The 23,494-nt window shown below is 42.4% G+C and carries 21 protein-coding genes and 1 pseudogene; 1 reads left to right on the forward strand and 21 read right to left on the reverse strand.

Annotated elements, in window-relative coordinates; genetic code table 11:
- Positions 1-4 precede the first annotated feature (4 nt).
- The 13 genes from CWE08_RS09180 to CWE08_RS09240 all read right to left on the reverse strand — a co-directional run bounded on the left by CWE08_RS09180 (position 5) and on the right by CWE08_RS09240 (position 14,414).
- Positions 5-1,906 carry a polysaccharide biosynthesis protein gene (locus CWE08_RS09180; RefSeq protein WP_126767701.1) on the reverse strand — a complete coding sequence of 634 codons (1,902 nt, stop codon included), beginning with the start codon at positions 1,904-1,906 and terminating at the stop codon, positions 5-7.
- Entirely contained in the window at positions 1,903-2,454 is a 552-nt protein-coding gene (locus CWE08_RS09185; protein ID WP_126767703.1) for a sugar transferase, read from the reverse strand. The genes CWE08_RS09180 and CWE08_RS09185 overlap by 4 nt, the downstream gene beginning before the upstream one ends.
- Positions 2,451-3,380 (reverse strand): NAD-dependent epimerase/dehydratase family protein, encoded by a 930-nt coding sequence (locus tag CWE08_RS09190; protein ID WP_126767705.1) that lies wholly within the window; start codon positions 3,378-3,380, stop codon positions 2,451-2,453. Before CWE08_RS09190 ends, CWE08_RS09185 begins: the two co-directional genes overlap by 4 nt.
- A complete protein-coding gene (locus tag CWE08_RS09195) occupies positions 3,380-4,141 on the reverse strand; it encodes a glycosyltransferase family 2 protein (RefSeq protein ID WP_126767706.1) in 762 nt (253 codons plus the stop codon). The genes CWE08_RS09190 and CWE08_RS09195 overlap by 1 nt, the downstream gene beginning before the upstream one ends.
- Entirely contained in the window at positions 4,131-5,507 is a 1,377-nt protein-coding gene (gene cpsG / locus CWE08_RS09200) for a phosphomannomutase CpsG (RefSeq protein WP_198677144.1), read from the reverse strand. The genes CWE08_RS09195 and cpsG overlap by 11 nt, the downstream gene beginning before the upstream one ends.
- 17 nt (positions 5,508-5,524) lie before the next feature.
- Positions 5,525-6,340, reverse strand: a complete 816-nt coding sequence (locus CWE08_RS09205) for a D-hexose-6-phosphate mutarotase (RefSeq protein WP_126767709.1) — start codon at positions 6,338-6,340, stop codon at positions 5,525-5,527.
- Entirely contained in the window at positions 6,340-7,743 is a 1,404-nt protein-coding gene (locus CWE08_RS09210; protein ID WP_126767711.1) for a mannose-1-phosphate guanylyltransferase/mannose-6-phosphate isomerase, read from the reverse strand. The genes CWE08_RS09205 and CWE08_RS09210 overlap by 1 nt, the downstream gene beginning before the upstream one ends.
- A gap of 135 nt (positions 7,744-7,878) precedes the next feature.
- Positions 7,879-8,325 (reverse strand): GDP-mannose mannosyl hydrolase, encoded by a 447-nt coding sequence (locus CWE08_RS09215; protein ID WP_126767712.1) that lies wholly within the window; start codon positions 8,323-8,325, stop codon positions 7,879-7,881.
- Positions 8,326-8,342: 17 nt separating this feature from the next.
- Entirely contained in the window at positions 8,343-9,308 is a 966-nt protein-coding gene (fcl, locus tag CWE08_RS09220; protein WP_126767714.1) for a GDP-L-fucose synthase, read from the reverse strand.
- Between the two features lie 17 nt (positions 9,309-9,325).
- Positions 9,326-10,444: a GDP-mannose 4,6-dehydratase gene (gene gmd / locus CWE08_RS09225; protein ID WP_126767715.1), complete on the reverse strand. Its 1,119-nt coding sequence runs from the start codon at positions 10,442-10,444 to the stop codon at positions 9,326-9,328.
- A 47-nt stretch (positions 10,445-10,491) separates the two neighbouring features.
- Positions 10,492-11,733 (reverse strand): glycosyltransferase, encoded by a 1,242-nt coding sequence (locus CWE08_RS09230; RefSeq protein WP_126767716.1) that lies wholly within the window; start codon positions 11,731-11,733, stop codon positions 10,492-10,494.
- Positions 11,734-11,736: 3 nt separating this feature from the next.
- Complete coding sequence (locus tag CWE08_RS09235) at positions 11,737-12,792, reverse strand: hypothetical protein (RefSeq protein ID WP_126767718.1); 1,056 nt, start codon at positions 12,790-12,792, stop codon at positions 11,737-11,739.
- Between the two features lie 542 nt (positions 12,793-13,334).
- Entirely contained in the window at positions 13,335-14,414 is a 1,080-nt protein-coding gene (locus tag CWE08_RS09240) for a glycosyltransferase family protein (RefSeq protein WP_126767719.1), read from the reverse strand.
- A 175-nt stretch (positions 14,415-14,589) separates the two neighbouring features.
- Between CWE08_RS09240 and CWE08_RS12470 the strand changes: the two are divergent.
- Positions 14,590-15,005 (forward strand): annotated as a pseudogene (locus CWE08_RS12470) (transposase); the annotation flags it as partial.
- 79 nt (positions 15,006-15,084) lie between these two features.
- Here the strand turns inward: CWE08_RS12470 and CWE08_RS09250 are convergent.
- The 8 genes from CWE08_RS09250 to CWE08_RS09285 all read right to left on the reverse strand — a co-directional run bounded on the left by CWE08_RS09250 (position 15,085) and on the right by CWE08_RS09285 (position 23,492).
- Positions 15,085-16,437 (reverse strand): polysaccharide deacetylase family protein, encoded by a 1,353-nt coding sequence (locus CWE08_RS09250; protein ID WP_126767722.1) that lies wholly within the window; start codon positions 16,435-16,437, stop codon positions 15,085-15,087.
- Positions 16,438-16,819: 382 nt separating this feature from the next.
- On the reverse strand, positions 16,820-17,083 hold the full coding sequence (locus CWE08_RS09255; RefSeq protein WP_126767724.1) for a hypothetical protein: 264 nt from the start codon (positions 17,081-17,083) through the stop codon (positions 16,820-16,822).
- A gap of 264 nt (positions 17,084-17,347) precedes the next feature.
- Positions 17,348-17,842, reverse strand: a complete 495-nt coding sequence (locus CWE08_RS12425; protein WP_126767725.1) for an acyltransferase — start codon at positions 17,840-17,842, stop codon at positions 17,348-17,350.
- The gene (locus CWE08_RS09265) at positions 17,815-18,987 is read right to left on the reverse strand and encodes a carboxylate--amine ligase (RefSeq protein ID WP_126767727.1); all 1,173 of its coding nucleotides are present in this window, start codon (positions 18,985-18,987) and stop codon (positions 17,815-17,817) included. Before CWE08_RS09265 ends, CWE08_RS12425 begins: the two co-directional genes overlap by 28 nt.
- Positions 18,984-20,120, reverse strand: a complete 1,137-nt coding sequence (locus tag CWE08_RS09270; protein ID WP_126767729.1) for a CapA family protein — start codon at positions 20,118-20,120, stop codon at positions 18,984-18,986. Before CWE08_RS09270 ends, CWE08_RS09265 begins: the two co-directional genes overlap by 4 nt.
- A complete protein-coding gene (locus tag CWE08_RS09275) occupies positions 20,117-21,379 on the reverse strand; it encodes a lipopolysaccharide biosynthesis protein (RefSeq protein ID WP_126767730.1) in 1,263 nt (420 codons plus the stop codon). Before CWE08_RS09275 ends, CWE08_RS09270 begins: the two co-directional genes overlap by 4 nt.
- A gap of 366 nt (positions 21,380-21,745) precedes the next feature.
- Positions 21,746-22,900 (reverse strand): DegT/DnrJ/EryC1/StrS family aminotransferase, encoded by a 1,155-nt coding sequence (locus CWE08_RS09280; protein WP_126767732.1) that lies wholly within the window; start codon positions 22,898-22,900, stop codon positions 21,746-21,748.
- Positions 22,901-22,904: 4 nt separating this feature from the next.
- Positions 22,905-23,492 (reverse strand): acyltransferase, encoded by a 588-nt coding sequence (locus tag CWE08_RS09285; protein ID WP_126767733.1) that lies wholly within the window; start codon positions 23,490-23,492, stop codon positions 22,905-22,907.
- Between the last annotated feature and the right edge of the window lie 2 nt (positions 23,493-23,494).

A 23,494-nucleotide genomic window follows, 5' to 3' on the forward strand; every position in this document is an offset into this window, starting at 1 on the left:
TAAATTAGCGCGCATTCCACACCAAATCCGATATCCCATCATTGGGTGTGAAATCTAGCGGGGCATTTCTCAGTGCTTGGTGAACCGCATCAATGTGGAAGTTATGGCAATCTTCATCAAGGCTTTCGAGTAATGGCAGAAGTTCGAGCCAGGATAAGTATGATTCATTGGCTGTCATGATGCGTGGGTGGTCGGTTTCGCGCACATCTTCGCCTATGAGAAGCTCTTCGTAGAGCTTCTCGCCGGGGCGGAGGCCGCTGTAGGCTATTTCAATATCACCGTAGGGGTTATTGGCATCTTTTACGGATTTGCCCATTAAACGGATAAGTTTGCGGGCGAGATTTTCAATGCGCACGGGTTCGCCCATATCGAGCACAAATACTTCACCACCAGTGCCGCTGCCATTGCAGCTCATGGCCCCTGCTTGGATTACCAGCTGTGCCGCTTCTGGAATGGTCATAAAGTAGCGGGTAATTTCAGGGTCGGTAACGGTAAGTGGCCCACCGGCTTTAATTTGCTCCCGGAATTTTGGTACTACGGAGCCGGAAGAACCCAGCACATTGCCGAAGCGCACCATGCAGAAGCATGTCCAATCTTGGCGTTTGCTTAAACCTTGCAGCACAAGTTCCGCCATGCGTTTGGTGGCACCCATTACATTGGTGGGCCGCACGGCTTTATCGGTGGAAACTAATACGAAGCTTTCAACGCCGGCGCTAATGGCCGCTTCTGCGGTGTGCCAAGTGCCGAATACATTGTTGCGCACAGCCTCTACAATGTTGTACTCCACCATGGGCACATGTTTGTAGGCGGCGGCGTGATAAACGGTTTGCACTTTAAAGGCGCGCATTACGGCTTCAACACGGTTTCGGCGTTGCACTGTACCCATAATGGGCACGATGTTTACACCCGTGATATTTTCACGGGCGGCTATGGCCTGTAAATCTTGTTCTATGGCATAGAGTGAGTATTCACTTAGCTCATAGAGCACCAAAGTTTTTGGGCCATAGCGGAGGATTTGCCGGCAGAGCTCTGAGCCGATTGAGCCGCCGGCACCGGTAACAAGCACTACTTTTCCGCGTAGGTTTCTATCCATGAGATGATCACGGGGTGGCACGGGGTCGCGGCCAAGAAGATCTTCAACGCGTACTTCTTCAAGGGTATCGATTTGCCGGCCTGAGACTAAATCAGCCATGCCGGGTATGGTTAGCACCTGCACTGCCAAAGGCTCTAGGCGTTCAAGTACTGCTTTTCGTTCTGATAAGCTAGCGGAGGGCATGGCGAGTAGCACGCGCACAACGCGTTTGCTTTCGATTAAGCTTTGAATGTCGTTGGGGCAATGCACGGTGAGGCCGAGCATGGATGAGCGGTGTAAGGTGGTGTCGTCGTCTATGAAGGCTACGGGTTTGAACTCACCGCCATTTTGTAAAGCTTGCACGAGTTGGCGGCCTGAAGCGCCTGCACCATAAATTAATACGGGTTGGCGTTCGCCTCTGTTGTTGCCGCGTTGTACCGATGCTCGCAGTAATAAACGTGAACCGCCGATAAGTAAGAGAGCAATAAGGCCATAGTTTAAAATAGCGCTGGCTGGAATGTTGGCGTTGAGTAGCTCGCGCATAAAGAGTAATGCAGCGGCCGAGAAGGTAACCCCGAGCCATACGGCTAAAAGCGCTCGATAGCCGATATAACGAACAATAGCGCGATAGAGCCCTAATCGCTGAAACACAATGATAGAGGTAGCCATGGTAATACCCGAGGCCGCCCATACCCGCCAATCAGGCGGAATATAGAAAGTTTCAAAGCGTGTACTTAACGCAAACCAGAGCGCAAATAAAAGAAAAGAAACATCAAGCACTAAAGCAATAATGTTCTTTACAGCTCTGGGTAGGTTTAGGAGTTTATCTATCATTTGCTAGTCCGATCACCCTGTCCTTTACCCGTTGCTGTCATCAATATATATTTAAAATAATCTTTCAAATTTAATGTTTCCAACATTCGCGCATCAGTTTCGGCAAGTAATACTGGGGTAGACATGTCGATATCGTTCACTTGAGCAAGGCCGGTAACACCTGGCCGTGCCTCAAGCACACCACGCGCACTTCTCTCCGCAATGAGCTCCTCTTGATTGAACAAGCATGGCCGAGGCCCAACTAAGCTCATTTCACCTTTTAGAACGTTCCAAAGTTGTGGTAACTCATCAAGTTTCGAACGCCGCAAAAAGTTGCCGAAAGGGGTTACTGTCGATGCGTTAACTAAGTGAGTGGCAACTGAAGCAGTATTGACGGGCATGGTCCGAAATTTTATAAGCGTGAATGCTTTGCCATTTCGCCCCACTCGTTCTTGACGAAATATAGGCGAGCCCGTGTCGAAAAGCCCGATCACAAATAAAATAACTAGAAATGGAAGCCCTACAACTAAGCCAATCAACGAAAATAAAAAATCAAAAAAACGTATCACAAAATCTTCCTTTGCATAAACATTCGTCCACTTTGCTCTAGAGCTGTTTTGGTGTCATGCTTTGGAAACCATCCAAGCTCATTTGTTGCATATGTCATATCAATTACTAAATCTTCAAATAGCTGCTCGTACATCTTTTGTTTCCCCATGAGTTTCAGTAGAACTTTCCAGACTATGCGAGGCAACGAAAAAAGCACTGGCTTCTTGGACATTCCGCTTGCAAATCCTGCTATCAAATTATGTGTAGATATAGCACCATCGGCAACATTAAAAATTTTGCCTGCAGCATTCTGATGAGTCGCCACAACCATCAAAAAACTTACTAAATTTTCAACATAAATGAGTGCTCGTTTATTTTCTTTCTCAGCAATTGGAATTATCGGAAATTTCTCAATTAGCCTGAAAAGGGATGCTATGTTACCAGGGGCGTCATAGCCATAAACGAGTGCGGGGCGCACAATTACGAGTTCGAAACCTAGCTCTTCACTTAGAGTTTTTAGTTTCTTTTCAGCTTCCAATTTTGTTTTAGAGTAATTTTCAACGGGATTGAGAGGAGTAGTTTCAGTAATTACACACTCGGAGCTGCTTTTTCCATAAACTCCAATAGTACTTACATAAACGAAACGTTTTAATCCTTTTTTACTCGCCGCTCTTGCAACATTTAAAGCATATTCACAATTCGCTTTGTAAAACTCGTCATAATGACGATCACTACTTTCGTTTAAAACATGCGCTCTACCTGCAAGATGAATTACTGTCGAAAAATTTTCACTGAAACGAATAGGTTTTTCGACGTTCTTGTTTCGCGCTAGCAGTATTACATCAATTTGCTTTTGCTTGCACCAGTCGACTAGGTGCCGTCCTATAAAACCTGAACTTCCAGTGAGCAGGTAGTTCGGCCCTGTTTTCTCCTGAGTTGGATTCATTATAAGGGGCGCCCTGAAATCTTGCTCCAAAATTTGAGCGGTAGTCGGATAGACGTGATTAGAGAGTTAGACCATACTCCGTTATTTTTGAGAGCTCTTGTCATTTCCCCTGAAGATATTTTAAAAAAGTTGATACCAGAAGTACTTATACCACCATCCCTCATATTAACAACATGAACACCGATGTTTACTGCAGGTATATCATGTTTAATAGTAGCTCTTACGTAAAACTCAAAATCCGCAGCTATTCTGTAATCAGTTTGATAGCTACCTATATCCTCATAAACTGACTTAAATACAAAGGTAGCAGGATGTGGTGGCATAATTCCAACTTTGAGCTTTCGTTTTGTGAACCTTTTAATCGAATAATATCGTCGTACCTTGTCGATTTCTTCACGGTCCACAATTGCAACGGCACCATAGAAAAGGCTATTACGTGGCAATGATTTTACTTTTTCAGCCACCTCTGAAATCGTTCTTTCCGATGCGAATAAGTCATCCGAGTTCAAAATACCAATCAGTTCACCCGTTGCAATTTCAATACCTTTGTTCATGGCATCATAAATACCATTATCCGGCTCTGATACGACTGACTCAATGCGATCAGCATACTTATTTACGATGTCTAATGTTCTATCCGTTGAGCCACCATCGATAATGATATATTCAATATCGTCATAATCCTGAGACAAAACTGATTTAATGGTATCTTCAATGGTGCTTTCACTGTTGTAACAAACAGTGATAATACTAATTTTCATTCCGCAAAATCCCTAATATCTCAGTAGTTTTCCGCTGTAACAGTTCCATGTCACCTTTAGTCTCAACATTTAATCGCACCACAGGCTCTGTGTTTGAACTTCGCAAATTAAACCGCCAGTCGTCAAACTCTAAGCTAATACCGTCAGTTAGATCTTTAAGTTTCGCGGGATTTTCAAAGGCCGCTAATACACGCTGAATGGCTGCAGGGGCGTCTTCCAGTTTACTGTTGATTTCACCAGACGAGGGGTAAGCACCCATACGCTGCTCCACTAACTGTTTCAGTGTTTGTCCTTTTACTGCCAAAAGCTCTGCAACCAAAAGCCACGGAATCATACCGCTATCGCAATAAGCGAAGTCCCGGAAATAATGATGCGCACTCATTTCACCACCGTAAACCGCATCCTCTTTCCGCATACGTTCTTTGATAAAAGCATGACCAGTTTTGGACATAATGGGCACGCCACCCGATTGTTCAACGAGATCGATTGTGTTCCAGGTTAGACGAGGATCATGAATTATTTTTGCGCCCGCGTTTTTCTGTAAAAAAGCTTCAGCAAGCAAGCCCACAATATAATAGCCTTCAATGAAGCCACCCTCATGATCAAACAAAAAACAGCGATCGAAGTCGCCATCAAAAGCAATGCCCATATCCGCATTGTGCTCGCGTACCGCGTCAATAGTGCCTTGACGATTTTCGGATAAAAGTGGATTTGGAATACCATTCGGGAAATTCCCATCAGGTTCATTATGCACTTTAATCAATTCAATCGGCACATTCAGCGCCTTAAAACGCGCTTCGATAGCATCGACCACGTGGCCAGCTGCACCGTTACCGCTATTGATCACCAGCTTCATAGCTTGTGTGAAATTCCTTAAATCCACATAGCCGAGCAAATGCTCAACATACTCATCGAGTGCGGAAATCGATTTGTATCCTCCGCGCTTGATCGATGGCTTTGCAAAGCTATTTGCTTCGACTAACCGTTGTATATCTCTCAGTCCCGTGTCACCACTAATCGGAAGAGCTCCCTCCCGAACGAGCTTCATGCCGTTATAGTCCATAGGATTATGGCTCGCCGTAACTTCAATACCACCACAAAGGCCTAAGTGAAAAGTGGCGAAGTAAATTTCTTCGGTTCCAGATAAGCCGATATCCAAGACATCAACCCCAGCGTCACGAAGTCCGTCCGCCAGCGCCAACTTGAGTTCCTTAGAGGTCAACCGCACATCACCACCAACTACAATCGTTTTTGGCTTTAAATACTCGCCGTAAGCACGTCCGATTCGATAAGCTATATCTTCGTTTAATTCGGTGCCGAGCCGACCACGAATGTCGTAAGCTTTGAAACACTCTAGCTTTTCCATTATTTCTCTAAATCCTATTATCTTTGTTCAATTCGCACGCTCAACATGCCTGTCCGTTGAGTTGCTTGAATTCGAGATGTCTCCACACAAACCATCCTTTTGTAGTCCCCGGCATGCATATCCGCTGGGCTATTCCCAGCATTTTCCCAAGGGGTCCAGAGCATAATATCAGTATGGCCTTCGTGGCATAGTTCTTTCGTGCCAAAATCAGGTTCTTTCACACGAGTCACATTCTCAGGCTCAACATACATCTGCTCCGTTGCTCTATTTAGTGTTGCTACTTCATCTGCCTGTTTTAGCACGAGACCGTCCAGATTATCTTGATAACGATCCCCTAGGCCTTCTAATTCCACTTTATATATGTCATCCACGGCTAAATAAGTATGTAATGCACCAGTCCACTCGCCTTGAGTTTTTACATGGAATTGAACAGAGCACGAAACGCCGAGCTTCATTATTACGGTCGCAGCAAACTCATGAGGCCAGTAAACTAATGTTGCTGCACACGAGCGGAGTTTAAACACAAGCTGATGGTATTCTCCAAGATCTTCAGAGTGTACTAATTTCCAATCCATAAACCGAGCAAAGCCATGAGAGGGAAAATCAGATCGCTCCGGATGCGCGGCAAACCAGGGCCAGCAGATCGGAATGCCGCCGCGGATAGGTTTATTCCCTTTAGCAAGCGCTGCATCAACAAACTCTGGCGCTGTGCACCAAAGTAAATCCCTAAGGCCCGTCGGAATAAAGCTCAGAAGTTGAGCTCCTCGAACAGAAACCCGCGCAGTAAAGCGCGGGTGTTTTATTTCGATAACCCCAGGCGATACTTGCACCATTAGGCTCGACCGTAACGATCCTCAAATCGAACAATATCGTCTTCACCAAGATAAGCACCAGATTGAACTTCAATCAGTTCCAACGGAATTTTACCAGGGTTCTCTAATGCGTGAACTGCGCCAACAGGAATATAAACGGACTCGTTTTCCGTGACCAGTGAAGTTTCCTCATCAATGGTGACATTGGCGGTGCCTGAAACAACAATCCAATGTTCGGCTCGATGGTGATGCATTTGAATAGAAAGTTTTTCTCCAGGCTTTACCGTAATGCGCTTCACTTGGTACCTATCTCCAGCGTCAACTGAATCATATTTACCCCAAGGGCGATATACCTCGCGATGGAGCTTATATTCAGAGCGGTCGGCAGCTTTTAACTCTTCAACAATTTTTTTCACATCTTGCACTTGGTCTTTCTTCGTCACCAGCACTGCATCTTTTGTTTGCACAACCACGACGTCTTCAAGGCCCACAGTTGCTACCAACCCAGTCTCAGCAAATATATAGTTGTTATTGCTGTTGTAGGACATTACATCGCCATGATGCACATTTCCCTTTTCGTCTTTGTCGGAAACATCCCATAATGAGCTCCATGAACCAACGTCACTCCATCCTGCGTCCATTGGCACAACAACAGCATCATCGGTTTTTTCCATAACAGCATAATCAATGGAATCTTCAGGGCACTTCGTAAATGCGTTTTTGTCTATCCTCACAAAATCTAAGTCCGCACTCGTATCACCGATAGCCTCTTCACAAGCCGCGTGAATATCTGGTCGATGCGCCTTTAATTCATCCAAATACCGCGAGGCGCGGAACATAAACATCCCGCTATTCCAATAAAAGTTTCCACTGTTTACATAGCTCTCAGCAGTTTCCAAATTTGGTTTTTCGACAAAACGTGCAACCGCAAAACCATTGTCGCTCTCTGCGCCCCGTTCAATGTAGCCATACCCCGTTTCAGGGCCCGTAGGTACAATACCGAAAGTCACTAATTTGCCTTGCTCAGCGTACTTCGTTGCTTTCACCACGGCTTCTTGAAATGCACCTACGTTTTGAATCACGTGATCAGCCGCAAGTACCAGAAGAAGGGGATCGTTACCACGCTGAAGTGCGCACAGCGCAGCAAGAGCAATAGCCGGTGCTGTATTCCGGCCTACAGGCTCTAAGATAATGTTATGATTCAACTGGCCAATTTGACGAAGTTGCTCCGCGGTTAAAAACCGATGTTCTTCGTTACAAATGATAATAGGCGAATCAGTAGTATCTTTTTTAAGCCGAGTAATTGTCTCTTGCAGCATGGTACCGCCGCCATTCAGCTTCAAAAACTGTTTGGGATACGCAGCGCGAGACAATGGCCACAATCGGCTCCCACTGCCACCCGCCAAAATCACTGGTAAGATCATTTTCTATTCCTTTAATCGTTTGCCTACGCCGTATCCACTGTACTGTATGACTACGCTTAAATGCTACTCAGGATTATGCTTTACTTACCTTTTATATCAACCCTCGCACTATAACCGCATCAACAAAGTAAGTGTTTATAGAAAGTACGCCTTCGTATGTTCATGAACGTTATCTTCTTCAAGCAGTTCGTCAACATCGAACCATCGGTAGCTACTGTGCTGTTCAGTTGGTAAGTTGGGAAGCGCTTTCACATGCAATGTATAGGCAATGGCTACATAATGTGTCGAAGGCGATTCACCAAATACGCTGTCGCTATAAAAGTGATCGTAAGGCCCCTTTAAAATTGCCTCAGTAACATCAAATGCCTGACCAAGCTCTACTAGAGTCAATCTTCTAAATGCATCGCTCAATGATTCATTTTTAAGAATTCGCCCCCCAGGCACAAACCAATCTCCCTCCGCCGGCCGATTTTTACGCTGCCCGAGAAGAACTTGGCCTCCATAATTTTGCACTAAGAGGTCAATCGAAACGAGGGGAGTACTGTCTAGTACTGTAGTAAAGACGTCTTTGGATAAAAACATTACTAGCCTTAAATGGATTAAGCGCGGAAATTGTCCTGATTCGCCAAAAACCATGAATAAGCGTCACGTAATCCGTCTTCGAGTTCAATAGAATACTGCCAACCCAAAGCTTTCAAACGGTCAACATTCATCAGTTTCCGCGGTGCACCATCGGGTTTTGAAGTGTCCCAGACGATTTCACCCTCAAACCCAACAACTCTAGCGATGGTCTCGGTAAGCTCTTTAATGGTGCAATCAACACCAGTACCCACGTTTATATGGCTTAGCATAGGCTGAGTATTGGCTTCGTAGGTTAGCTTATCAAGCTCCATAGCAAAAATACTGGCCGCGGCCATATCATCTACATGTAAAAACTCACGCATAGGCGAACCAGAGCCCCAAGCTACAACCTCTGCAGCACCCTCAAGTTTTGCTTCGTGAAACCGACGCAACAATGCTGGAATAACATGACTATTCTCTGGGTGGAAGTTGTCGTTGGGGCCATATAGATTGGTGGGCATTACCGAACGGTAGTCTCTACCGTATTGACGGTTGTAACTTTCACAAAGCTTTATACCGGCTATCTTTGCAATAGCATAAGGCTCGTTCGTTGGCTCTAGCGCACCGGACAACAGTGCTATTTCAGCCATCGGCTGCTCGATAAGTTTCGGGTATATACATGACGAGCCCAAGAATAATAGCTGCTGTACATCCGTTAAATGGGCCGAGTGAATAATATTTGCTTGGATTATCAGATTTTCATAAATAAACTCTGCTGGGTAGGTATTGTTTGCAATAATCCCCCCCACTTTCGCGGCAGCTAAATACACCTGATCAAATTTCTTGGCAGCAAAAAAATCTGCAACAGCTTGCTGATTGGTTAAATCAAGCTCGCTACGAGTGCGAGTCACAAGATTAAAGTCACTGCGGCGCTCTAGCTGTCGAACAATTGCTGAGCCAACCATACCTCTGTGACCAGCCACAAATACTTTTTTTACAGACATGGGCAACCCTTTCTAACTTAGCCTTCGACCGAAACAGGGATCTCATACCCGTGCTCTTTTAGCAACGCGTGGCGTTTAGCAACTTTCAGATCTTCCATTACCATTTCAGCACACATTTCTTGTGCGGTAATTTCCGGAGTCCAGCCTAGTTTATCTTTCGCTTTAGTCGGGTCGCCTAGCAAAGTTTCTACCTCTGCTGGGCGGAAATAACGTGGGTCAACTTTTACAATCACATCGCCGACGTTCAAGGCAGGAGTGTCATGACCTTCAATAGACTCAACTACAGCTATTTCATCAACGCCCTCACCTTCAAAGCGTAAAGTAACACCCAACTCTTTCGCTGACCACGTAATGAACTCACGTACAGAGTACTGGACGCCAGTAGCAATAATAAAGTCTTCCGGGTGCTCTTGCTGAAGCATCATCCACTGCATACGCACGTAATCTTTTGCATGCCCCCAATCGCGTAAGGCATCCATATTACCCATATACAAGCACTGCTCAAGGCCTTGTGCAATGTTGGCTAACCCACGAGTGATTTTGCGAGTAACAAAGGTTTCTCCGCGACGAGGTGATTCGTGGTTAAACAAGACACCGTTACAAGCATACATTCCATATGACTCGCGATAGTTAACCGTAATCCAATATGCATACAGTTTGGCTACTGCGTAGGGCGACCGCGGATAAAACGGCGTAGTTTCTTTTTGTGGAATTTCTTGCACCAAACCATACAGCTCAGAAGTAGACGCTTGATAGAATTTAGTTTTCTTTTCCAAGCCTAAAATACGAATAGCTTCAAGAATGCGCAAGGTACCCATTCCGTCAACGTCTGCTGTATACTCAGGAGACTCAAAGCTCACTGCTACGTGCGATTGCGCGCCAAGATTATAGATTTCATCTGGCTGAACTTCTTGAATAATGCGGATCAAATTTGAACTATCCGTCAAATCACCATAGTGTAAAATGAAATTCTGATTATCTACATGCGGGTCTTGATATATGTGATCAACGCGCTGAGTGTTAAACAACGACGCTCTACGCTTAATACCGTGTACCTGATATCCTTTTTCCAACAAAAGCTCAGCTAAATATGAGCCGTCCTGCCCGGTTACACCGGTAATAAGAGCTTTCTTCACAACAATTCCTACTTTTAATCCCAAATTAATTGAAAAACACTAAATACCTATAGTTTTTTATAAACTTCTTTGTACTGCTCGGCTAGAACGCTTGGCGAAAATCGAGTCAACACTGAGTTTCTCAATAACTGCCTGCCGTGGTCCCCTGTTATTTCTCGGCATACCCAGCTAATTCCGAATGCTAAATCAATCACATTGAAAGCTTTTGCATGATATCCGGTTAAACCATGCACCACAATTTCACTTGGCCCAGAGTTATCAAAACATACTACTGGAGTACCACACGCTAGTGCTTCAGCCACTGTCTTAGCAAAGGCATCCATTTTACTTGGTGCAACAAAAACATCGGCTGCGTTGTATGCCTCTCGCAGTTCCTCGTTATTTAATACTCCTAAGTGTAAGCATTTAAACCCATATTTAATAAAGCTTTTATCTCCCAACGCCCCAAAAGTTACGATTAGATATTCTTCACTATTTAAAGACTGTAAACTCTCTATAAATAAATCTAGGCCTTTATATGGAGACTTTAAATTCACAGCGCCGATTAGAATCACTTTGCATTTTGTACTGATTCCTAAATGAGTTCTAGCGAGTTTTCTCGGACCGCTAATGTCAAAATTGTCAAAATCTATGGTATTTGAAATTGTGTGAACAGGAACGCCTCGTAAAAGGCTACTAGACCTTGCTTGGTCCGAAATCCAATCAGAGATGCCAATCGCTACCTTAAAGTTCAATTTCCGATAGACCGCTAGCCTTCTCTTAAATAAAAAATCAACAAGGTCAAACACATAAGAACTGGCCAACTGAGGGCATTTATAACAGTGAACTTTAAATTTCTCACAACCGTGAGTGTAATGGCAAAGGCCAGTGAAAGGCCACATATCTCGTAGAGTCCAAACTATATCATTTGAAAATTTCGCAAAAACATTGAGATCCACGAAACCACTATTAATCCAGTGTAAGTGAATGATATCACTCTCTCTTATAATAGCCTTTAGTTCTTTGACTGACATACCACATACACCCATACTAAGCGGGGTCGAGAACTGCGCCCCAAACATAAGTGGGATTAGTTTATCAAAGATTTTACGAGCCAACAGTCTGATTTGAAACCTGTCGTTCAAATATAGTATATTTGGTGCGTCTACCTTTATCCTAGAGCTTGTGATGATAAAAGAATTGACACCAAGGTTCAGCAATGAATTATGTAACAGAAGAGCTCCTTTTGCAGCTCCCCCTGATAGGTTACCACTAACAAAATGCAATACACGCCGATCCATTGTTTCCATATCTCAACGAACTCCTTTGATTAATCTATTACGATAAGATAAGTAGGCAATCAAATAGGCAGGTATCAGTGTGATTCCAAAGAAAAATGAAATCAAAAAAATCCGTTTCGCAAACAATAGGCCATTGAAGTCACCGGTAAATGCTATTACTGAGGATACAAAAAGAATACTAATAATCTGCGCGGAGTATTTGGGTAGATAAAGAAGTTTGCGAAAACTACACACAACAAAAGAGACAATCAAGCAGTAGTTAAATGCAACGATTACCGGAGAAACAAAAACTAAAAAGTAACCACCTATCGCAAAGGCTTTTCCCACAAAAAAAGAGTTCATGACCCCTATCTCTTCAAACTCTTTACTAAACCCAAGCGTAGCCATCATAAGGTCCTTTGAATACTCGGGTGGATCAGTGAAAAAACCAGAGAAAGGAATTTCATCAAAAATATAACTAAAGTCCCGTAATTGAACTCCAAATTGTTCATAAACACCTTGCACTTGCCCTATACCTAAACGTGTTAATAGATACTCGAAGTAACTGGTTAAATTCAAATCTGGAATTTGAACTCTCACTACAAAGAACAGTAACACCGCGGTGACCACACTTATACTAAAAAAAGCTATAAACAATTTGAGGAAATGTTTTGAATTTCCTGTACTAAACGCAATGAAATACAAAATAATCAATTTAATAATCGGTCCTTTAGCCCCGTAAATGCTAGAGGAATACAAGAGAACCAAAAGCATGAGGCCGATAACACTTGTACTATATAACTTTCTACCATACAAGCCGATTAATATAGCCAACAGAGACGTCAAGAACAAGACCATCAATCGAAAGTGGGTTGGAACATTTGCAAAGTGAGTATTGTGAAAACGGGCAGTGAGAAGATCCTCCCCTAGAAAAATAGATTTGATAAACGCATGCTCGAGGCCTAGTGCGTGCATTAATAAAACACAAATGATAAGCATTGCAAATGTAATGACTACACAAATTTTTATACGCAACAGGCTAGTTTCTGTATTCATTATACTGATATCTGTAGACTCCTTTTCAAGCATTAAACTTCCTTTAAAGATAGTCTTCGCAAATAGGCCAAGGCATAGTATTAAGGAGGCTAATGTGATTAGGATTATCAGACCTGTCGTGTGTACATTATCTGAATTGACAAAAACTACAGAAAACTGTTGAGGCCCCATTAGACCAAACACTAATACTCCAAGCAGAACAAGGAGAAACAACTCTCGAAAAACAAAAACTCCTCCGAAAAAACCTCTTTTCATTGAAATCGAAAAAATGGTCCCTTTAGTCGAGAAGTAAAATACCCAAAGCATGGCAAATATTGAAAATATGTATACAGATACCACTAATAAGCCCTAATATTTCTGAGTCTAATTTTAGGTTTAACTAACAATGAAAACCCTAACGATAAAGCTTTAATTCTATCCTCCATAAGTTAGCTTACGTAATAATTATCTGGGAGGTTAAAATATTTTGTATATTAAAAATAGTAACTACCTGATATTTAAATGCGCTTGCAAACTCAAACAAAAGGCTGACTTAGATGTTGAGTATATACGGGAAGCGATAGACTCATCCGTAATTAACTATCTCTCGACTTTCGGATTTTTACAGAGCAGGCTTGATAAAAATTCCGTCTAGACTTAGCGTGAACCAATTTCGCTATACTTTTTAACCTATTCTTGTCAAAATCCTTTCGTTTATACAACTCATTTTCAAAATCAATTATATCAAAGCCAGATTGAGAATCTGCGCTTAATTTGACGACCGCGCTAGGATACTTGAAGCCTACTTCGAATAAGTTAGGACTAACTATGCTAATTACCCCGTAACTCAATGCCTGAAAAAATTTATTTGGTAAGCAATATCTTATGTTAATACTATTAGAAAGAAATAGCATCAACGAATAATCATAGGCTTTAAGGAACGAAATGTCTTTAGGGTCATATTCACCACGAAAACAAACTCTATTATGTTCGCAAAACTTTAAGAATATATGTTTAAAATCATCATTTACAGTTCCATATACATCTAGTTGCAATCTATCTGTACTGTTTAAAAGCACAGACAGAAAATCAACTGGCAAGCGATCTGCTTTTATCTGACCAAAATACACTAACCTAACAATGGTGGGATCTCGACTAAGTTTTGCAAAATTTGATTCTAATTTCACAATGCAAGCATGATCTTCATCGTTTTCTTCTGCCAGTCCGCTATGTTCCGGAACCACATTACAAACAACTTTTGCACTTTTTTTGTTTCGATAATAAAACAACCTAGCCAAACCACCTGAAACGGTTATAATATCTACCTGGATATTACGTAAGGACTTTTCCAATACTACAAATAAATAATACCTGATAAAACTTTTAATATTTATAACTTGTCTTTTTTCATTCAGGTCATGCATATCATAAACTAGTTTTACATTTTTAATTCGATACGCAAAAAAACATTTAAAAAGAAATAGATAAGGCAACATTGATTGCCCATGGAATACAATGGAACTAGATCTATAAAGTTGTTTGTCCGTAAAACAAAATGAAAGAAAGCTTGCTAACCCTTTCGTTTGATATACTCTCGACTGACACCAAGTCGACTGAGTATAAATCCTTGAGCTTCTGTTTGGATTTAAGCGATAAAAGTGTACAACTTCTTCCATAAAAAAACCTCCTAAATGCTAACAGTTTCTTAAGCTTATACATATTGATGACTGTAAAATGATTTTCCTGAATTCAGATAATAACCGAAACATTCATGTAATGGGCTAGGTCGAAGGAAGGTCAGCTACCGACATGGGTTAGTCTTACTTTTTGACCAAAAAAGTGAGTTCCAACATGAGTTATCGACAGCTCACCGAAAGACAACGATACCAGATCTCGTTGCTTCTCTCAGAGAAATTTTCACGACTAAAGACTGCCGAAAGATTAGACGTTGCCCCCTCAACGATTAGCCGAGAGTTGCCAAGAAACTCGATTACATCGGGTTGTTATGAGCCATCAATAGCGCATTTAAAAACGCTAAGGCGCTGTTCAGAAGTTTTAAAAGACGCATCTGCGATAAAACCAAAATAACGGTTGAGTTCATGTTAGAGCTCGATTGGAGCTCTGAGCTGCTATCGGCGATTTGCAAACGTATCGGTCGGCTAGTGAGCCATGAATGGGTATATACTCACATACTCGCCGACTTCAACCAAAATCGTCAATTGCACGCACACTTGCGATATAATCTAAAACGGTACAAGAAACGCTTGTGTAATAAAATAAATTAAGGACATAGTAATCAATGAAATAACTAACTAAAAGTTGCTACTCATTGATTGCCCTTCATTGTTAAGCCAGAAGCCGCTGATATAGCACCATCTCTTCTTTGCTTTCAAACTGTGAGTTATGCCAAAGCAAGGTAAAACAGCCATTGACCGCACGGCAGCTTTCTTTTAGTTGTTGGAACTTAGCATAGGCGGCTTCGCCTGTACCCAGTCCCATATACCGTTCAGCCATCACTGTGCACTCCATCGCAATCAAGGGGCGAATCCGAAGTTTGTATTGTTCCTGCGTTTCAGGGTTAAACGCCGGATATTCGTAGCAGGTTCCGCTACGAAAACCAGGCAAATCGGCATAGCTTAAACTGCTGTCATAGGTCATACCTGCTTGTTCCCAACCTTTTAACGTAGTTGGATGCTCCCAACGCAGGTAGTGCATGCGTCCACCTAAGATGCTCTGTTTAATACTTTCCTTCATCATAATAGATCGCAGGCGATCGGCCTCGGCGGCAATGGCTTCTGGTTGCTGAAAAGTTTTGTAGCTGGGATGCAGGCCAATTTCATGGCCACGGGCGTGAATGCGTTGCATCAGCTCGCCAATGGCCGGGTGCTCCGGTTCATAATCGGCATCTTTGGCTGGATCCGTGCGGCCACAGATAAAATAAAAAGCACTGACCAGGCCATTCCGCTCGGATTGCTCCATGATCCAATCGAAGGTGTTGAATGTATCTAACGGGTGAAGCCGATGTCGATTGTTAAGACGTATCCAGGGCGCGACAAGGGCGCTTTTAATGTCCCTTCGCTTCAGCACATCGCCCGCCATGGAGCGCACAATACCTTTGACAGAGCGGAAACCGTAACGACTAGGGGTATCCACATCATGAGAGACCTTAATGCTGAACTGATGCTTTTTAAGTGGGAGTTGTGGCCAAATCTGCCGGATCACCTGCCCCAGAATATGCAGCCATTCATCCACGATAGGGCGCTCCAGATAACCGTGCTGGTAAGCGTGCGAAGAAGTGGCGGGAAAGCGCTGGTGGTTATCCAGATCGGTACGTCCAACTTCTTCCAGCCGGGAGAGCATCCAGTAGGTGAGACCTAAAATATCATAGTGAACAATGGCTTGATCGGCCCGGCGCTCTATTAATGGCTTAGGCAGAGAGGCAACACCGGGCGCTGGCAATGAATCGCCACACACGCTTTCCCACCGCTCGGCAGTTGCATTCCACTCAGTAAATGGCAAGGCAGAGCGACATTGATGAAACCTGTTTTCTAACCTAGGAAAGAAAATACTACCTTGTTCGTGCTCTGATAGAGTGAGGATTAAGCCCTGCTGGTTTGGTTGCAGATTAAAGCACAAACCAAAACGTTCTTGTAAAATTATACACAGCCAGTTAAGGGCTGCATGGGTAAAAAGGGACATAAAAATAACACCTTCAATTGGCCACAGAATGACACAGAAACACGCAACTTATATATTTTATTATCTTGTTATTACATGCCTGTGATTTCCGTGTGGTTCTGTGCCTGAACTATAAGTATTTTTTTGGGTATTTTTATACAAAATGAAGCCATTTGCCAGTGACTGAAGTACCTGCAAAACTCGTGTAGTAATTCATTGAATCGTCTACGCTAACATATATTCCTTTACAAGCCTCTAGTAACTGCACGGTGGGTATGGGCATAGTGCGTATGTAATCACCCAGCAATGATTGCTCATACAAAAACAGCTCAAAGCGTTTTACTTTGTTGCTGGCTCGTCTTATGGCAAAAAGCCCATGCCTGCGCCGATTTAAATCGAGTTTTTAGATAAAGCTAACCATCAGCACTTCTAAATCGATCACCAGATCATTGAACTCTTCATTAAGCACGGTGTCGAGCATGAGCAACAAATGAACGTCCAGCTTAGTGAAATTGTCTTTGCCTAACTCAACACCTTTAGGCAAGAGCTCGCGGCTGAATGAAACCAACACAGTATTATTGGTGTCAAAATAAGCCTGAATCCGCAAAATATGGTGACGCGCTTTAAGGTCGAGCCAAAGCTTTTGCTTTGCCAGTATTTTTTCCAAGCCATGAGAAAACTTACGGAACTTAGTTACCGATTAAAATATGTTTACATAGTGAATATGTCGCTCATAGGGCAGCGTCACACCATGACTTAAAATTACCTCGCGCAATATGGCAGCTCATAGTTAACGTATTTCGAGCTCTTGCGTTTTGTCATCAATAAACTGAGAAGCTCTTACTGAGCATCAGCCCGGTTTTCCGAACAAAATTGCTACCGGAGTACACTCTTTTTTCAGGAAGTAGAAATTCTCTAAATTAACTGAGCCCTATTGGTTTCTATACTTCACAACCCTAGCAGGATTACCAACTACAATTGCATATTCTGGCACATCTTTAGTTACCACAGCGCCGGCACCGATTACAGCGCCTTTTCCAATTTTCACACCCTTCAAAATAGTGACATTAGCTCCGATCCAAACATCATCACTAATAACAATATCTGCTTTGCTATGAGGTTGTTGCTTCATCGGCAACCCCATCTCCTTACCATGATCTCGCCCCCATATAACAGTTTTAGGGCCAATCATCACATCATCACCAATAGTTATGTTACCTAGGAGATGACAGAAGGCGTTGATATAGAAGTTGTTTCCAATACTAATTTTAGGATCGCCTGATAATCTACAGTAGGGCTCTATGACTGCGCAGCCTTTGAATTCACAGCCAGAAAAGACGACATTATTGGCTATTTTTACTCCTGTTCTTATCAGGACTATTTTTTTAAAAAATAGTTTTATCTTATTTTTAATCGTTTTAGGCATACACTGGCACTCACTTTAACTAATAAATATAAGCTATAAATAAATGGCTTAATATCTTGTATTTCGTAAACAGCCCAAACGCGTTTATCGCCACCCCATACGTTATGTTTAAAATACTTCCAGTATCCTTTCCTTGCTATCAAGTTACCGATTTCATGGACCATATAAACAAAATGTATTGTAGGCTGTTTGTGTTGAGTATCTTTAATGGGATTATTACCCAAAGCAAAATCATACATAGACTTATGTAAACGGACACCGCTTACTTTTCCAGTACGATGCCACATCATTGATCGCAGGTTTACTTCCATAAGTTTAAAGCTTTGATCACGTGGGTCATATTTAAACTCAGGCTCAATAATCCCGAACGCATCCAGCGCTTCCACTAAAGCTCTACCCTGCTCCAATACTTCACTTGGCGCTTCGTTTGATGCGCTACAGAAAACACCATAATCATCAGGGTACTGCGTTAGTTTTTTGCCGGTCCACTCGTTCTGAATAACTGCATCTTGCGAGCGATAACAAGTATAAGCATAGATATTTGTGTCGTCTCCAGGCACAAATTCTGAGGCTATAAACTCAATCTCTTTATCGATAAAACTTTTTAATAACTCTTTATTAACTGCATAACTTTCAGCATCTTCAAGATAGATATTTCTAAATACATTCTGAACTATATCCACACGCGTAGAAGGCTTAATAAGGATTGGAAATGTAAGCTCATCAATTTCATCCAAGTCTGTCGCTATATTTATCAGTTTAGTTTTAGGAAAAGGCACACCGATTCTTTCGCACACAGCATATTGATAATATTTATCAAGAGACTGCATCACTGTATCCGGGTTTAAAGGTAGATAGCAGAAATCTTTAATTTCTTCTCTTATATGGTAGAGGTTCTCAACCTGTAAGTCGTCAGTAGGGAAAACTACAATGTAATCAAATTTTTCATTTAGCTTTCGTAGCTCTTTGAGCAAACTTTCTGGGGTTTTATCTATGGTAGCCATATAGTTTATTTTATTACTAAAACCAGCAATCGTGCGTCCAGCATGAAATAAAGCTATATTATCTACGCCTTCTTCATGGAGCTCTTTAACTATTGAATAACCATTTATATAGCCACCTAATACTAGTGCCGTTGCCTTCATCCAAATTTCCTACGAATTTTAACTTTTAATTTTTTAAGAAAATTCACTATGCCTAACTGTCGTAAATGAAAGAGTCTTATTTGCATTCGCCAGATAAAATAGGTTTGCTTGGCATGCAGTTTAAAAAGTAAGTTGTACACAGGTGAAGGAAGCTTATAGACTGCTGACAGCAAAGCTGTCCATAAAGTATAAGTACCGTTTAAAACAACACCAACAGCTTCAACCTTTGGTAAGTTATCTATTTGAACAACAAACTCACTTTTTAATTTTTGTGTTGTATTATCAAACAATAAAACTCTTGAGACACGGTTTACTAAGCGCCATTTCTTATATGTTGGCTCGTAAACTGAATGGTATTGCCTGGTAGTGAACTTTACTTGCTGCTTTTCTTGCTCACTTGGATAAGCAATTTGTGTTGGTGGTGCTATATAAAAATTGGGAAATAGAAAATTACCCAACCCCATATAGGCTTTTTTTCCTTTATAACTCACAACACCTTGGGTACGGTGGCAATGCATACCGATAATTGTTGCTACACGCTCGTCAGCTAATAATTTTCTTGCCAGTTTAATATCATTTGTTGGTGGAAGCCATACGTGCTCCATACCCCAATGAAAATAAAGAACCGCTTGCTGATTAGGTCGAAGATTATCTAAGTCAGCAAGAATTTTCTCATAACGCAACGGGTTAACACCTGCTTTGTTATTATCAGCCACTTCAATTTGGTTTAGATACGGCTTGCCAAATTCGCAATAGCCTAGTAGCACTAAATTTTCTGTTAATTCTAGGGGTTGGCTGGCTTCGTTTATATTTTCACCCGCTCCAAAGTTTTTTATCTGTACTTTATTGAGCTGCTCAACAGTTTCAACGATTCCATCTAAGCCTTTATCTTGAATATGGTTATGCGCTAAATTAACAGCATCTACTTTCATTTTTTTCAACTGCTGAAGTGCTTGTGAGCTAGTGTATAACGTACATTTATCTTCAATATAGTCAGAATCACTAACAGCTTGCTCAAGATTCACAACACGAAAGTCTGCCAGATCATAAAGCTTACTACTGATTGTATCTTTACAAGAAGCACCAAGCAGATCACCGCCAAGAAATAGATCACCAGTAAAAAATATTTTCATAAGCGTGCCTCAGCTACATACTTCAAGATGAAATACAACAAAATATAATGTAATGAAACCACTGTAGTGTAAACTTTTAAGAATGTCTCGAAATCAAATTGATAATAGCCACTAACAAACAAGGTAGCCATTGATAATATAAGCAGCCCCATTTGCCAAGCAAGCGCAAGCCCTTGCTTTTCAAAAACATTATTTGTATTGCTTAATGCTCCACTCACAAAGCGGAAAATAAAAACAGGCAAAATAAGTTGTGAGTATTCGCCTGCAATACGCCACTCCTCACCAAAAGCAATGGCAAATACTGAGGGCAATACAAAGTAAAGCGGAACAAAAACCACGCAAGACAACACCATCAATTTTTTTGTGGTTGATTTAAATATCTTAACCGCTTTGCCTGTTTTGTTTTTTTCAAGCGTTGCTTGTTGAAAGTATACCCGCCCAATCGATTCGCCAATAAGGCTTGAAGGCATACCCAGTATTCTCTGCGCCAATGAATAAAAGCCCAGTGTTGCTATACTATAAAAAACGGTAATTAATATATTAAGCAACTGATATGACAAAGTGTTAGATAAGATTGCCCACATAGAATATTTAGGAAAGTTGATATAACGTTTGGCCAAACGTTTCATTTCAAACCAGGTTATTCTGTTTAGCTGATATTGCCGCTTAGCATTTAGCGCTAGTCGAGTATTTGCTACTAAATTCGAGACAATCTGCCCTGATATAAGTCCGCTTGCGGTTGCTTTGACCGCGCCTATTCCCAACTGAACAGCAGCTTGGGCTACAGATTTATAGACAGTGGCTTTGGCCATATCTTTGTAGCTTTTCTTTCGGTTATTTAAGTAATTAAGTATGTTATGTAAACCTAATAGCCAAACCACAGGCGGCACAAAATACAACCAAAACCCTATGAACTCGTTGTCTAACTTTTCTGTAATATAGTCATTTAGAAAAATAGCAGGAACAAACAGTACCACAGATAAAACAGTAGCTATCAATAGCCCCATAGCGGCAATATTAATTGCATCATCATCTTCAGTCGGCAGCATAATAGCCAGCTCATAGCGGCCATTGGCAACAGAGCCCATTATTACTGTGATGGCAACAAATAATGCAAGAACCCCAAAATCCTCAGGGCTGTACATACGTGTCAAGATCGGTGTAATTGCAATAGGAATGGCTTGTGCAATCGTAGTGCCCGTCATTAAAGTGAGCACATTTTTTGAGAATTCATTATTTTTGAACAGCTTAGTTCGCATTGATTACTTCTTGTGAAATTATTGGTATGGCTTGCTTGGCGTATTCTATTGCACCTACCTCATTTAAGTAGTGTTCATCTTAATAGGTCAGCTGTCCCTCACAAATGGATGCTTGTGTTTAATAGGTTTGTTTTTTTATTTAATAAAATATTGCTGATTAAAAAGCCTGAAATGATCAGAATAATATCTACACCAACACACCCGCCTGCAAGTCAGGAGGGTTGAGGTAGAAAATGATAACAGCTAATACCAACGGCCTGTAAGCCTCGGATATCTAGGCGGAAGTTCATAGGTTTAAAGTTCAAGTAAAGAGCCTTTTTGGCCACGGAAGCACAAGAACGGTACAGAAAAAAGCTTAGAAGCAAGTTAGCCCTGCAAAGCTACAACCACCTTCTGTTGTTCTTCTTCCGTCATATATGGGTGCATCGGTAAGCTCATGACTTTCTCAGCTACGGCATCGCCTGTGGGTAGCTGTGCGTTTCTGTCTTCTACCGCGGGCTGTTTGTTGAGGGGTATTGGGTAGTGTACGGCAGTAGGTATGCCGTCTTCGCTTAGCTTCGCTTGTACTTGGTCGCGGTTGTCTACTTGGATGGTGTACTGGGCATAGACACTGGTGTTGTGTTCATCTATAAAGGGCAAAGTGATTTCTTTGCCACAGAAAGAAACGGAAGGACGCGGAATGTTTTCTTCTGTGTGATTCTGTGTGGTTCTGAGGCTATCTGACAGTTCTGCAAACTTCGCTTGATACCTAGCTGCAACCTTCTGACGTTGTTGGATTTCTTCGGCGAAGATGTCCAGCTTGGGCAGCAGAATGGCGGCTTGCAGGGTATCCAGCCGGCTGTTCACGCCCACCCGAACATGGTGGTATCGGCGGTCTTGGCCGTGACGGGCAATCTGGCGCATGATTTTTTCCAGTTCGTCATCGTTGGTAAAAATAGCGCCGCCGTCGCCGTAGCAGCCCAGGGGCTTGCTCGGGAAAAAGCTAGTACAGGCAATAGTGGTGAGGTTGCAAGACTTTTTCCCCTTGTAGCTGGCACCAAAGCTCTGTGCAGCATCTTCTATTACTGGTATGCCATATTTGTTGGCAATGGTATTGATAGCATCAAAGTCTGCACACTGGCCGTAAAGGCTTACAGGTATAATCGCCTTGGTGCGCGGCGTAATAGCGGCTTCCAGCTGGGTTGGATCCAAGTTGTAGGTGCGGGGGTCTATGTCCACATACACTGGTTTGGCACCCAGTAACGCGACTGTTTCCGCTGTTGCGATATAAGTGAAGCCAGGAGTAATAACCTCATCACCCGGACCGATGCCAAGCGCCATTTGAGCAATTTGCAGCGCATCTGTTCCGTTTGCTACCGTAATACAGTGTTTAGCACCAGTATACACTGCAAGCTTTTCCTCTAGCTCGCCTACCTCTGGGCCCAAGATGTATTGCCCGTGCGCAAGAACGCGTGCAATACCTGCATCGATTTTATCTTTAATACGTTCTTGCTGTGCGACTAAATCAATAAATTGCATCATAAAATTAAGACTCACTAGAAATTTTTACTATGGAGCTTCCGTTTAAAACATACTTGTTTCCTGTATGTTTGCAAATTGCTTCGCCATGACCACTTAGTGGCAAGTCAAGCTGTTCCCCGAACTCGCTCATCCAACCTTTATGCCTCGCAGGAACACCGAGCATTAATGCATACGAAGGAACGTCACGATTCACGACAGCTCCTGCACCAACAAAAGCGAACTCACCGATAGTCACGCCACAAACAATGGTGCAATTAGCCCCAAGAGTCGCCCCACGCTTGACTAAAGTATCTAAATACTGGTCCTTGCGTTCGACCAATGAACGAGGGTTATATACATTGGTAAACACCATACTAGGCCCACAAAAAACGCCTTCCTCAAGCAATACATTGTCATAAACCGAAACGTTGTTTTGAATTTTGCAGAGATCTCCAATCTCGACTCGGTTACCTACAAACACGTTCTGACCCAATGATACTCCTTTGCCAATTTTTGCTCCCGCACAAACATGAACGAAGTGCCAGGCTCTAGTGCCGTCACCAATCTCTGCTCCCTCATCGACAATTGCTGATTCGTGCTTGTAATAACTCATCG

Source organism: Aliidiomarina iranensis (genome assembly GCF_003987135.1).
Taxonomy (GTDB): Bacteria; Pseudomonadota; Gammaproteobacteria; order Enterobacterales; family Alteromonadaceae; genus Aliidiomarina; species Aliidiomarina iranensis.